The 12,021-nt window shown below is 73.5% G+C and carries 10 protein-coding genes; 5 read left to right on the top strand and 5 right to left on the bottom strand.

The window, feature by feature from the left end:
- Positions 1 to 74 precede the first annotated feature (74 nt).
- Positions 75 to 1,265 carry a cation:proton antiporter gene (locus ACIP5K_RS05790; RefSeq protein WP_401405351.1) on the top strand — a complete coding sequence of 397 codons (1,191 nt, stop codon included), beginning with the start codon at positions 75 to 77 and terminating at the stop codon, positions 1,263 to 1,265.
- Positions 1,266 to 1,718: 453 nt separating this feature from the next.
- On the opposite strand, the gene ACIP5K_RS05785 is transcribed toward ACIP5K_RS05790, so the two are convergent.
- Positions 1,719 to 2,891 (bottom strand): PP2C family protein-serine/threonine phosphatase, encoded by a 1,173-nt coding sequence (locus ACIP5K_RS05785; protein ID WP_401405350.1) that lies wholly within the window; start codon positions 2,889 to 2,891, stop codon positions 1,719 to 1,721.
- A gap of 138 nt (positions 2,892 to 3,029) precedes the next feature.
- Between ACIP5K_RS05785 and ACIP5K_RS05780 the strand changes: the two genes are divergently transcribed.
- On the top strand, positions 3,030 to 4,259 hold the full coding sequence (locus tag ACIP5K_RS05780) for a GNAT family N-acetyltransferase (RefSeq protein ID WP_401405348.1): 1,230 nt from the start codon (positions 3,030 to 3,032) through the stop codon (positions 4,257 to 4,259).
- Positions 4,260 to 4,269: 10 nt separating this feature from the next.
- Here ACIP5K_RS05780 and ACIP5K_RS05775 read toward each other — a convergent pair whose 3' ends face one another.
- Both ACIP5K_RS05775 and ACIP5K_RS05770 read right to left on the bottom strand, forming a co-directional pair.
- Positions 4,270 to 5,082, bottom strand: coding sequence for an Fpg/Nei family DNA glycosylase (locus ACIP5K_RS05775; protein WP_401405347.1), 813 nt, complete (start codon positions 5,080 to 5,082; stop codon positions 4,270 to 4,272).
- Positions 5,083 to 5,190: 108 nt separating this feature from the next.
- On the bottom strand, positions 5,191 to 5,685 hold the full coding sequence (locus ACIP5K_RS05770; RefSeq protein WP_401405345.1) for a ribose-5-phosphate isomerase: 495 nt from the start codon (positions 5,683 to 5,685) through the stop codon (positions 5,191 to 5,193).
- Positions 5,686 to 5,851: 166 nt separating this feature from the next.
- Here ACIP5K_RS05770 and ACIP5K_RS05765 point away from each other — a divergent pair, with 166 nt between their 5' ends.
- Positions 5,852 to 7,270: an amino acid permease gene (locus tag ACIP5K_RS05765; RefSeq protein ID WP_401405344.1), complete on the top strand. Its 1,419-nt coding sequence runs from the start codon at positions 5,852 to 5,854 to the stop codon at positions 7,268 to 7,270.
- Between the two features lie 40 nt (positions 7,271 to 7,310).
- On the opposite strand, the gene ACIP5K_RS05760 is transcribed toward ACIP5K_RS05765, so the two are convergent.
- On the bottom strand, positions 7,311 to 8,957 hold the full coding sequence (locus tag ACIP5K_RS05760) for a protein kinase (protein WP_401405342.1): 1,647 nt from the start codon (positions 8,955 to 8,957) through the stop codon (positions 7,311 to 7,313).
- A gap of 169 nt (positions 8,958 to 9,126) precedes the next feature.
- Here ACIP5K_RS05760 and ACIP5K_RS05755 point away from each other — a divergent pair, with 169 nt between their 5' ends.
- Together ACIP5K_RS05755 and ACIP5K_RS05750 are read left to right on the top strand one after the other, a co-directional pair.
- Positions 9,127 to 9,906: an LPXTG cell wall anchor domain-containing protein gene (locus ACIP5K_RS05755; RefSeq protein ID WP_401405340.1), complete on the top strand. Its 780-nt coding sequence runs from the start codon at positions 9,127 to 9,129 to the stop codon at positions 9,904 to 9,906.
- 44 nt (positions 9,907 to 9,950) lie between these two features.
- Complete coding sequence (locus ACIP5K_RS05750; RefSeq protein ID WP_401405338.1) at positions 9,951 to 11,279, top strand: FAD-binding oxidoreductase; 1,329 nt, start codon at positions 9,951 to 9,953, stop codon at positions 11,277 to 11,279.
- Positions 11,280 to 11,301: 22 nt separating this feature from the next.
- Here the strand turns inward: ACIP5K_RS05750 and ACIP5K_RS05745 are convergent, their stop codons facing one another.
- Complete coding sequence (locus ACIP5K_RS05745) at positions 11,302 to 11,880, bottom strand: biotin transporter BioY (RefSeq protein ID WP_401405336.1); 579 nt, start codon at positions 11,878 to 11,880, stop codon at positions 11,302 to 11,304.
- Positions 11,881 to 12,021: the final 141 nt, after the last annotated feature.

Here is a 12,021-nt window from a genome sequence, read left to right as displayed (position 1 = left end):
GGTTGATCGCCCCCCATCCAGCCGCAAGTACCAGGAGGAACGGGCCCATCGGACACGCAGACACCTTGATAGCCATGGGCGGGGCCTTTCTCGCCGCCGCCGTCCTCGCCCGCCTCGGCGCGCGCATCGGACTCCCCACCATCCCGCTGTTCATCCTGGCCGGGATCCTGCTCGGCCCCCACACGCCCGGCGTCGTGCTCCTGTCGGACCCGCACGACCTGGAGATGCTCTCCGCGCTCGGCCTGGTCCTGCTGCTCTTCTACCTCGGGCTCGAATTCCACATCGACGACCTCAAGGCGGGCGGCCGCAAGATGGCCGTCGCCGGCGGGACGTACCTCGCGCTGAACGTCGGCGCCGGCCTCGGCTTCGGATTCGCCCTCGGCTGGGGCACCTCCGAGGCTCTGGTCCTCGCCGGGGTACTCGGCATCTCGTCGTCCGCGATCGTCACCAAGGTGCTGGTCGACACCGGGCGGCTGGGCAATCCGGAGACCAGGCCGATCCTCGGCATCATCGTGGTCGAGGACATCTTCCTGGCCCTGTACCTGGCCGCGTTGCAGCCGATCCTGTCCGGGGCCGACTCGCTGGCCGCCGCCGTCCTGGACGGCGGAAAGGCGTTCGGGTTCCTGCTGCTGCTCGCGCTCGCCGCGCGCTTCGGCACCCGGGTCGTCGGCAAGCTCTTCGACACCAGGGACGACGAGCTGCTCGTCATCTCGTTCCTCGGCGCCGCCGTGTTCGTGGCCGGGGTCTCCGAGTGGTTCGGGGTGGCCGACGCGATCGGGGCGTTCATGGTCGGGCTCATGCTCGGGTCGACCTCGTCCGGGGGGCGCATCCTGAAGCTGGTGCATCCGTTGCGGGACGCCTTCGGCGCGATCTTCTTCTTCGGGTTCGGGCTGTCGATCGATCCCGGGGACCTGCCGAGTGTGGTGTGGCCGGTGCTGGCCGCTGTCGCGGTGACCCTGGTGATGAATGTGCTGGCCGGGCTGGGGGCCGCGCGGGTGTACGGGTTCGGGGCCGGGCCCGCCGCCAACATCGCCACGACGTTGCTGGCGCGGGGGGAGTTCGCGTTGATCCTCGCCACGATGGCCGCCGGCGCGGGGCTGGACGAACGGCTGTCGCCGTTCATCGCCGGGTACGTGCTCGTGCTGGCCGTTCTCGGGCCGCTGGCCGCCGGGCGCTCCGCCTGGTTGGCCCGGGTTCTGCCCGGGGGGCGGGTGCCGGTGCCGGTGCCGGTGCCGGCCGAGGAGCGGGTCGGGGCCGACGCCTGACCCCTGGTGACCGCTCCCCGCGCCCCTAGGCCCGTTCCCCGACCGCGCGCCGGTGGCCGCCTCCCGCGCAGTTCCCCGCGCCCCTGGAGCCCGTCCCCCGAGCGCGCGCCGGTGGCCGCCTCCCGCGCAGTTCCCCGCGCCCCTGGAGCCCGTCCCCCGAGCGCGCGCCGGTGGCCGCTTCCCGCGCAGTTCCCCGCGCCCCTGGAGCCCGTTCCCCGAGCGCGCGCCGGTGGCCGCTTCCCGCGCAGTTCCCCGCGCCCCTGAGATGCGCACTTCGTGCGGCATCTCATCGGCAGGCCCCAGGGAGGCTGCGCGCAGCGCATGCCTCAGGGGCGCGGGGAACTGCGCGAGAAGCCCCACCGGGCCGCAGGCGGACGAGGACCCAGGGACGTGAAGGCCCGCCGGGCCGCAGACGGACGGACAGGGCTGCGGTCGGGCTGCTGGGCTGTTGGGCTAAGCGTCTCGGCAGATCAGGAGGAGGGCACGGTCGTCGTTGACGTCCTTGGCCACCGCCTCGATCAAGTGCCAGGCCGCACCGTGGAAACCACCCTGGACATAGCGGTCGGCCTCGCCCGTGAGGCGGTCGATGCCCTCGGAGATGTCGCGTTCGGAGGTTTCCACCAGGCCGTCGGTGAACAGCATCAGGACGTCGCCGGGCCGCAGGGAACCCTTGGTCGCGTCGAACTCGGCGCCGTCGTACACCCCGAGGAGCGGCCCCTCGGCCGCCTTCTCCTTCCAGCGGCCCGTGCCGGCGCTGAGCTGGAGGCCCGGCGGATGGCCCGCGGAGTAGAGCTCGTAGTCGCCCGACTCCAGGTCGAGCACGAGGTGGATGGAGGTCGCGAAGCCCTCGTCCCAGTCCTGGCGGAGCAGATACCCGTTGGCCGCCGGCAGGAAGGCGTGCGGCGGGAGCGAACCCAGCAGGCCGCTGAACGCCCCGGCCAGGAGCAGCGCGCGGGACGCCGCGTCCATACCCTTGCCGGAGACGTCGGTGAGGACGACCTCCAGGGTGCGGCCGTTGTTGGTGCGGGCCGCCACCACGAAGTCGCCCGAGAAGGACTGTCCCCCGGCCGGCCGCAGCGCCATCTCGCGGTGCCAGCCCGCCGGCAGCTTCGGCAGCCGGGACTGGGTGCGGATGCGCTCGCGCAGGTCGAACAGCATCGTGCCGCCGCGCCGCCAGGGCACCCCGACCCGGCTGCGGAACTGCGCTATCAGCAGCCCGAAGAACCCGCACGCGGCGACCGTGAGCACGGTGCCGGGCGTGACGGCCGCCGGATGCTGTTCGTAGGGGCCGAGCCGGTAGGACTCGACGATCAGCGCCGTGGCGGCCGCCGCGTACAGGCCGAGCAGGCTGGCCGGACGCAGCAGCAGCCCGCCCGCGACGATCGGCAGGACCAGAACGGCCGGGGAGCACCAGACCGGGTTGAGGATCGTGGCGCACGCGATCAGGGGGACCATCAGCAGCAGCCCGGCCAGCGCGATCCAGTCCGAACCGTCGCCGCGGAAGTAGTCCACCCCGGACTTGCGCACGGCGGTGCGGACCCGGTGCATGCGCATCCTCCACCGGGCCGGGAGCGTCTCGGCTGCCGCGCGCTGCTCGCGCGCCCGCCTGTCTCGTCGTACGGCCATTGCTCGTGGACCTTATCCACCGGGCCCGGATCTGTGCACGGGAGGTCCCACTTGTCCCCCTTTCCGGGCACGCCCGGCGCCGGGGCGCGCCCGGTAATTGGCTCGCTCCCGTCCGTCGTGCCCTGGTAGGCATGGCGGATGACCATCGACCTGCGGACGGTGCGCCGCGACGAGTACGACCGCTGGTACCAGAAGGTGATCCTGGCGTTCGGCGGGGTGCCGGAGCCGCCGCAGGAGCGGCAGTTGATGGACGACCTGACGGAGCTCGACCGGTCGATCGGGGCGTGGGACGGCGCGGACTGCGTGGGCACCGCGGGCGCGTTCTCGTACCGGGTCGCCGTGCCGGGCGGCGCGTTCCTGCCCGCGGCGGGCGTGAGCATGGTCAGTGTCGCCGCCACCCATCGCAGGCGCGGCATCCTCACGTCGATGATGCGCCGCCAGCTCGACGACGTGCGGGCGCGGGGCGAGGCGCTCGCCGTGCTGACCGCGTCCGAGCCGGCGATCTACGGCCGCTTCGGCTACGGCGTCGCGACCCGGCAGCTCGCCCTCACCGTCGAGTCGGCGCGGGTGCGGATCGAGGCCCCGGAGGGGACGGACGCGGTCGTGCTGCGGTCCGTGGACGTGACGGAGGCCGCCGAGCGGTGCGAGGCCGTGTACGCGCGGACGATCGGCACCCGGCCGGGGAACCTGGCCCGCTCCCCCGGCTGGGAGCGGCTGCCGCTGCTCGACCCGCCGGAGGAGCGGCACGGCGCCTCGCCGATGCAGTGCGTGCTCGCCGAGCGGGCGGGTGAGCCGGTCGGCTTCGTCCGCTTCCACATCAAGCCCGACTCCGCGTGGTCGGTGCCGACCAGCGCGATCCAGGTGCGGCACATCAGCGCGCTGGACCCGGCGGCGTACGCGGCGCTGTGGCGGTTCCTGCTCTCCGTCGACCTGACGGAGACGGTGGAGGCGCGGAACCTGCCGGTCGACGATCCGCTGCTGTCGATGGTGTCGGACATCCGCCGGTGCGCCGTCCGGATGCGCGACTCGCTGCACCTACGTCTGGTGGAGGTGGGCGCGGCGCTCGAAGCGCGTACGTACCTCACTCCGGTGGACGTCGTGTTCGACGTCGAGGACGCCTTCTGCCCGTGGAACGCGGGGCGCTGGCGGCTGACCGGCGACGCGAAGGGCGCCTCCTGCGCGCGGACCGAGGACGCCCCCGATCTGTCGCTGTCCGTGCGGGAGTTGGGCGCCGCCTATCTCGGGGACACGTCCCTGGCAGCGCTGGGGGCGGCCGGGCGGGTGCGGGAGCTGCGGCGCGGGGCGCTCGGGGAGGTGTCGGTGGCGTTCGGCTCGGCCGTCGCGCCGTGGCTCCAGCACGGGTTCTGAGCCGGGCGGGTCACGGGGTGCCCGGCTGGCAGGCCGGGCACCAGAAGAGGTTGCGCGCCGCCAGTTCGGCGGTGCGGATCCCGGTGCCGCACAGGTGGCAGGGGTGCGGGGCGCGCCGGTAGACGTAGACCTCGCCGCCGTGGTCGTCGACGCGCGGCGGGCGGCCCATCGCCTCCGGGGTGTGCTCGGGGCGGACGGTGTCGATGCGGTTCAGGCGGACGCCCTCGCGCATGAGCGCCACCAGGTCGTCCCAGATCCCGGTGAACCGGGCCTCGGTGAGGTCCCGGCCCGGGGTGTACGGGTCGATGCCGTGCCGGAAGAGGACCTCGGCGCGGTAGACGTTGCCGACGCCCGCGATGACCTTCTGGTCCATGAGCAGCGCGGCGATCGTGGTGCGGCTGCGGGAGATCCGGGCATACGCCTTCGCCGGGGTGTCGGCGGGGCGCAGCGGGTCCGGGCCGAGGCGGTCGTGGATCGCCTGCTTCTCGGCGTCGGTGATCAGGGCGCAGGTGGTGGGGCCGCGCAGGTCCGCGTAGTGGGCGTCGTTGCGCAGCCGCAGGCGGACCGTGTCCGTGGGCGGCGGGGGCGGGGTGTCGCCGAGCGTGTACTTGCCGAACAGGCCCAGATGGATGTGGACCCAGCTCTCGCCGAAGCCGAGGAACAGGTGTTTGCCGTGGGCGTCGGTGGTGGTGAGCTCCCGGCCGGTCAGGAGCTGCGCCGCGGCGGAGAACTTGCCCTGGGGGCTGGTCACCGTGGTCGTGCGGCCCGCGAAGCGCTCCGCGTGGTCGCGTGCGAGCCGGTGGATCGTGTGGCCCTCGGGCACGGCTCTTCCTCTCGGGGCGGGCAGGGCGACGGCGATCGAGGGCCGGGACACGGGGCGCCGCCCCGGGCCCCGCTCCTCGATCGCCAAAGGGGCTCGACCGGGCGGCGGTCAGGCCTGCGGGTCCTGCGGGTGGTGGGCCGGGATCTCGGGGAGTTCGCCGGTCCGCTCGTAGCGGGTCAGCATGTCGATGCGGCGCTGGTGGCGCTCCTCGCCGGACCACGGCGTGGCGAGGAAGGTCTCGACGAACTTCGTCGCCTCCTCCTGGGTGTGCATCCGGCCGCCGACCGAGATCACGTTGGCGTTGTTGTGCTCGCGGCCCAGGGCGGCGGTCTGCTCGCTCCAGGCGAGGACGGCGCGGACGCCCTTGACCTTGTTCGCGGCGATCTGCTCACCGTTGCCCGAACCGCCGATCACGACGCCCAGGGCGTCGGGGTCCGCCGCCGTGCGCTCCGCGGCGCGGAGGCAGAACGGGGGGTAGTCGTCGACGGCGTCGTAGATGTGGGGCCCGCAGTCGACGGGCTCGTGGCCGTGGGCCTTCAGCCATTCGACCAGGTGGTTCTTGAGTTCGTAGCCGGCGTGATCGGAGCCGAGGTAGACGCGCATGGATCCGAGTGTGGCACGGCACGGGCCGGGTAGTCGCTGGCGGGGCCCTGACCTCCTGATTCCCCCGCGTAACAAAGACAACAATCCGGAGTCAGCCCTTCCGCAGGGGCCGATCCTGAGCTTTGAATGCCAGGGCTCGCCCCACCGAGACCCTAAGGAAGTCTGCATGTCATCGCAGTCAGCCCTGGCGCCGAACGAGACACCGCCCGAGGGGGACGGCCTCAAGGCCGGACTCAAGAACCGTCACCTGTCGATGATCGCCATCGGCGGCGTCATCGGCGCCGGACTCTTCGTCGGATCGGGTTCGGGGATCGCGGCGGCCGGACCCGCCATCCTCGTGTCGTACGCCCTGGTCGGCGCGATGGTCGTGCTGGTCATGCGGATGCTCGGCGAGATGGCCGCGGCCCGGCCCTCGTCCGGCTCCTTCTCCGCCTACGCCGACCAGGCGCTCGGGCGCTGGGCCGGATTCTCCATCGGCTGGCTGTACTGGTTCTTCTGGGTCGTGGTGCTCGCCGTGGAGGCGACGGCGGGGGCGACCATCCTGAACGGGTGGATACCGGCGGTGCCGCAGTGGGCCTGGGCCCTGATCGTGATGGTCGTCCTGACCGTCGTGAACCTGGCGGCCGTGGGCTCGTACGGCGAGTTCGAGTTCTGGTTCGCCGGGATCAAGGTCGTCGCGATCGGCGCGTTCGTGATCGTCGGCCTCCTCGCCGTGTTCGGGGTGCTGCCGGGCTCCGACAACCCGGGCGCCGGCCTCGGGCACCTGACCGACGCCGGGGGCTTCTTCCCGAAGGGGCCGGGGGCGATCCTCACCGGTGTGCTGATGGTCGTCTTCTCCTTCATGGGCAGCGAGATCGTCACGCTGGCCGCCGGTGAGTCCGAGGACCCGCAGAAGGCCGTCACCCGGGCCACGAACTCGGTGATCTGGCGCATCGGCATCTTCTACCTCGGCTCGATCTTCGTGGTCCTGACGCTGCTGCCGTGGAACGACCCGTCGATCACCAAGGACGGCAGCTACGTCGCCGCCCTGAACTCCATCGGCATCCCGCACGCCGGCCAGGTCATGGACGTCATCGTGCTGACCGCCGTGCTGTCCTGCCTCAACTCCGGCCTCTACACCGCCTCCCGCATGGCCTTCTCGCTCGGGCGGCGCGGGGACGCGCCGAGGGCGTTCGCGCGGACCACCTCGCGGGGCGTGCCGCGCACCGCGATCCTCGGCTCGGTCGTCTTCGGCTTCCTCGCGGTCTGGTTCAACTACCAGTGGCCGGACACCGTCTTCGACTTCCTGCTCAACTCCTCCGGCGCGGTCGCCCTCTTCGTCTGGCTCGTCATCTGCTTCACGCAGCTGCGGATGCGCGGCATGATCCTGCGCGAGCAGCCGGAGAAGCTCGTGGTGAAGATGTGGCTGTTCCCGTACCTGACGTGGGCGACGATCGCGATGATCTCGTTCGTGCTGGTCTACATGCTGACCGACGACGCGGGCCGCGAGCAGGTGCTGCTGTCGCTGCTCGTGGCGGTGTTCGTGGTGGCGTTCGCGCTCGTACGGGAACGGGTGCAGCGCAAGCCGGTGCCGCGCGAGGGCTGACGGGTCCCGCCCGGTCCGGCCGGCGTTCACGGTGCCGCGGCTACGGCCGCAGCACCGTGAACGTCTTTTTCGTCCGCTCGTACCGGGCCGTCGCCTCCCCCGCCACCTGCGGCTGGTACCAGGTGCCGATCTGGTACGAGCGTGATTCCTGGTCGAAGCCGAGGAGTTCGGCGTGCCAGCGGCGGCCGTCGAGGGTGAACAGGTACTCCCAGACGACCGCGGGGCGGCCCCGGAACGTGGTGCGGGCCAGCCGGATCTTCACGTAGTCCCGGCCCTGGTGGGCGTCGCGCTCCGACGCCCGCCAGGTCGCCAGCAGGTCGTCCTTGGCGAGCGCGGACTGGGTGACCAGCTCCTGGGTGCCGTCGGGCGCGGTGTAGTGCACCTCGGACGCCGTCTTCACCGCCCGCTTCCAGCCCGGGGGCGGCACCCACGCGTAGCCGACCTCGCGGATCGAGCCGGGCGGCAGGGTCTGGGCCGCGGGCGGGCGCGCGGTGCCCTCGACCGTCGGCGCGCGGGAGGCGGCGCCGGAGCTCGCGCCGCCCGCCGCGGCACCGCCGTCGTCGTCGCCGGGCAGCGTGAGCACGAGGGCCGTCGCGACGCCCGCGGCCAGCGTCACCGCGAGGGCGATCGGCGTGCCGCGCCGCCGCAGGCCGCGGCGCGGGCCGGACGGTGCGGTGCCGGGCGGTGCGGTGCCGGGCGGTGGCGGGCCGGACGGTGCGGTGTCGGGCGGTGCGGTGTAGGGCGGCGGGGTGGCGTGGGCCGGTTTCGCGCACTCGGTCGGCGCCTCCCGTACGGGGACCGTGGGCCGGCCGGGCGGCGGGAGCGGGCGGCGCGGGCCGACGTCCAGGGTGGGGCCGCCCGGCGCGACGGGGGGTGGTGCGAGCGCCTTCACCACCTCGTCCAGGCCGGGGCGCTCCTGCGGCTCCTTCGCCAGCAGGCCGGCCAGCAGCGGAGCCAGCCGGCCCGCGCCGGGCGGCAGCCGGGGCTCCTCGTACAGGACGGCGTGCAGGGTCGCGAGGGTGGTGTCGCGGCTGAACGGGGAGCGGCCGCCGAGCGCCGCGCACAGCGTCGCGCCGAGCGACCACAGGTCGGAGGGCGGCCCCTGCGGCCTGCCCGAGATCCGCTCCGGCGCCATGTAGTCCGGCGAGCCGACGAGCATGCCGACCATGGTGAGCGCCTCGGCGTCCTGGATGTTGGCGATCCCGAAGTCGGTGAGCATGACGCGGCGTCGGCCGGCCCGCTCCAGCAGCACGTTGCCCGGCTTGATGTCGCGGTGCAGGACACCGCCCGCGTGCACCTCGCGCAGCGCGTCGGCCAGGCTGTGGCCGATGCCCGCGACCGCCTCCTCGCCGAGCGGCCCGTCCTCGGCGAGCGCCTGTTCCAGGGAGCGGCTGTCGATCAGCTCCATGACGATCCACAGCCGCTCGCCCTCGTCCACGACGTCGTAGACGCGCACCACGCCCGGGTGGTCGATCCGGGCGGTGGCGCGGGCCTCGCGCAGGGTGCGCTCGCGGCGGGTGCGGGCGTCCTCCGGATCGAGGCCGTCGATGCGCATCTCCTTCACGGCGACGAAGCGGTCCAGCATCGCGTCCGCCGCGCGCCACACCCGCCCCATTCCCCCCTGGCCTATGGATGCGTCCAGGCGGTAGCGTCCCGCCACCACCAATCCCCGGACGCCTCCGCTCATATTCCCTGGCAATCGACTGCACCCCCGGAACACAGAGAAACACAAAATCGCTACAACACGCCGCCCCAGCATAGTGGCGGGAAATCTTGTGGTACCTCTTCAAGTACTGCGAATTGGAACGCAGTTGCAGCAGTCACGGGGGAAACAGAAACATCAAAGGGGGACGAACATGAGTTCACTTGCGCGCACCCGGCGCCGGGCCGGCACGGCCGGGTCGCTGCTGGCCGCGGCCGTCGCGGCGGCGCTGGTCCTGCCCGCCGGCGCGGTGGCGGACGACGGACCGGGCAGCAGTGCGGGGGGCAAGGCCATGAGCAAGGCGCCCGACGGCGTCGAGCCGACCACCACCCTGCCCGAGAAGATCTCGGTCGAACGCGGAACAGGGAAGACCAGGGATCTCGTCGCCACCGTCGGCAACAAGGGCACCAAGGACAGCGGGAAGATCTCTCTGGTCGTCGTCGGATTCGGCGGGCTCGTCGTGAAAGATGTACCGGGCTGCACACCTATTCCGGAGAACAAGCTGCCGAAGGGTTCCAACAGCGGATTCTCCTGTCCGGTGTCGAATATCGCGCCCGGGAAATCGAAAGCGTTCAAGGTGGCGGCGACCTTCGATCTGGCGAAGACCGGAAAGATCTGCCTGCCGGTGCAGAGCGCGGACGGCAGGACGACGTTCTGGCAGCAGGGCCCGGTGCCGTTCGGCACCACGAGCCCCTCGCCGAACGCGCCGGTGACGCCGCTGCTGCTGAACACGGAGAACAGGCCGGCCGCCCCCGCCGGTGATCGCGACGGCGGCGGGGACGGGGGCGGCGACCGGGGCGAGCTGCCCTCGACGGGCCCGGCCGACGAGGTGCTGCCGCTCGGCGCGGCGGGCGCGGCGCTGCTGGCGGCCGGGGGCGCCGGCCTGTGGTGGACGCGGCGCCGGCCGGCGGAGGCGGCCGCGCCGAGGCGCTGAAAAGCTGACGGAACCTGTCAGGTTGAGGGCGCAGAGTGCGGGGCATGACGACGACCCGTGACCCGCACTCCCCGCCCGTCCTGCGCCCCTCGGACGCCGGCTACGACGCCGAACGCGCCGGATTCCAGACCGGTTTCACCCTGCGCCCCGACGAGATCCACGCGGTGGCGGGGCCGGACGACGTGGTGGGCGCCGTGGCGGCCGCCGCGCGGGCCGGCCTGCCGGTGGGCGTGCAGGCCACCGGGCACGGGCGGCCGGGCGACTCCACGGGCGGGGTGCTCATCAGCACACGGCGGATGACCGGGGTCCGCGTCGACGCGGCGGCCCGCACCGCCCGCGTCCAGGCGGGCGCCACCTGGGGCGCCGTGGTGCGCGCCGCGGCCCCGCACGGCCTCGCCCCGCTCAACGGCTCGGCGCCGTCCGTCGGCGCGGTCGGCTCCACGCTGGGCGGCGGACTCGGCATCCTGGCCCGGGAGTTCGGCTACACCGCCGACCATGTGCGCACCCTGGACGTGGTGACCGCCGACGCGGTGCGGCGCCGGGTCACGGCCGACAGCGACCCGGAGCTGTACTGGGCGCTGCTCGGCGGCGGCGCCGGTCCGGGCGTGGTGACGTCCCTGGAGGTCGGCCTGGTGCCGGTGGCCCGGCTGTACGGGGGTTCGCTCGCCGTCGACGGGCGGCGCACGGACGTGGCGGGCGCCGTGCGGGCCTACACCGACTGGGCCGCGACCGTCCCCGACACCCTGACCTCCTCGCTCGCCGCGGTGGCCCACCCGGACTCCCCCGCGATGCCGCCGCACCTGCGCGGGCGGTACGTGATCTCCGTACGGATCGCGTCCACCGGGACGGCGGCCGAGGGCCGGCGGCTGGTCGCGCCGCTGCGGGCCGCGCTCGGCGGGCCGGTCACGGACTCGGTGCGCGAGATGCCGTACGGCGACAGCCACACCATCCACGCCGACCCGGACTTCCCGCACCCCTACTACGGGGACAGCGCGTTCCTTCCCGCGACGGGGACCGCGGGGCTCGGCGAGCTGTTCGCGCGCTCGGGGCCGGCCGCCGACGGCATGCACGTCGTGCAGCTCAACCACCTGGGCGGGGCGCTGTCGCGGCCCGCGCCGAACGCGGTGCCGTACCGGTCGGCCGGCTGGCTGGTGCGGATCCTGTCGCCGCTGGGCGAGGGCGGCAGGGACGCGGCGCGGGCGCACCACGCGCGGGCGTTCGCGGCCCTCGGCGGCGCGGTCGCCGGGCGCGCGCTGAACTTCTCGTTCGGCGGCGGCGACCGGGTGGACGGGCTGCACGGCCCGGACACGCGGAAGAGGCTCGCCGCTGTGAAGGCCGCGTACGACCCGGCGAACCTCTTCCGGAGGAGCTGAGGAGCTGCGGAACCCGCCGCCGCTACTTGTCGGCGAGCTTCCAGGCGGCGGGCAGGGCGCCCATGGCCAGGACGGCCTTGAGGGCGTCGCCGATGAGGAACGGGGTGAGGCCCGCGGCGATCGCGGCGCCGAGGCCCATGCCGGTGTTCATCGCCAGGTAGGGGACGCCGATCGCGTAGACGATGGCCTCGCCGATCAGGAAGGCGCGGGCGGTGCGCCACACCGAGCGGTCGTCGCCGCGGCGGGCGAGCGCGCCGACGGCGGTGGCGGCGAGCATCAGGCCGATGACGTAGCCGAACGAGGCCGTCGCCCAGCCGGAGCCGCCCCCGGCGAACCACGGCATGCCCGCCATGCCCGCGAGCGCGTACAGCGCGAGCGAGAGGAAGCCGCGGCGGGCGCCCAGCGCGGTGCCGACGAACAGCGCGGCGAAGGTCTGCCCGGTGACCGGCACCGGCGAGCCCGGGACGGGGATCGCGATCTGCGCGGCGATGCCGGTGAGGACGGCGCCGCCGAGGACCAGCGCGATGTCCTTGGTGCGGGAGGCGGGGAGGAGGTCGGCGAGGACCTTGCCCGGGCGGGCGACGGCGGCGGCGGTACTCATGGGGACTCCGCGAGGGTTCGTGGGTGGGCAGGGTGGGACGTCGTGACGCTATCCCAGGGGGGTCGAGGCGATCACGGTCACCGGTCGACAAAGGCTGGAGCTCGGTGTTGGTGGGCTCCGGACAAAGACGCGCCTGTACAC

This window comes from Streptomyces sp. NPDC088785 (genome assembly GCF_044750685.1).
GTDB lineage: Bacteria > Actinomycetota > Actinomycetes > Streptomycetales > Streptomycetaceae > Streptomyces.
Note: the sequence above shows the minus strand (reverse complement) of the source record. Positions and strands in the feature narration are given on the sequence as shown.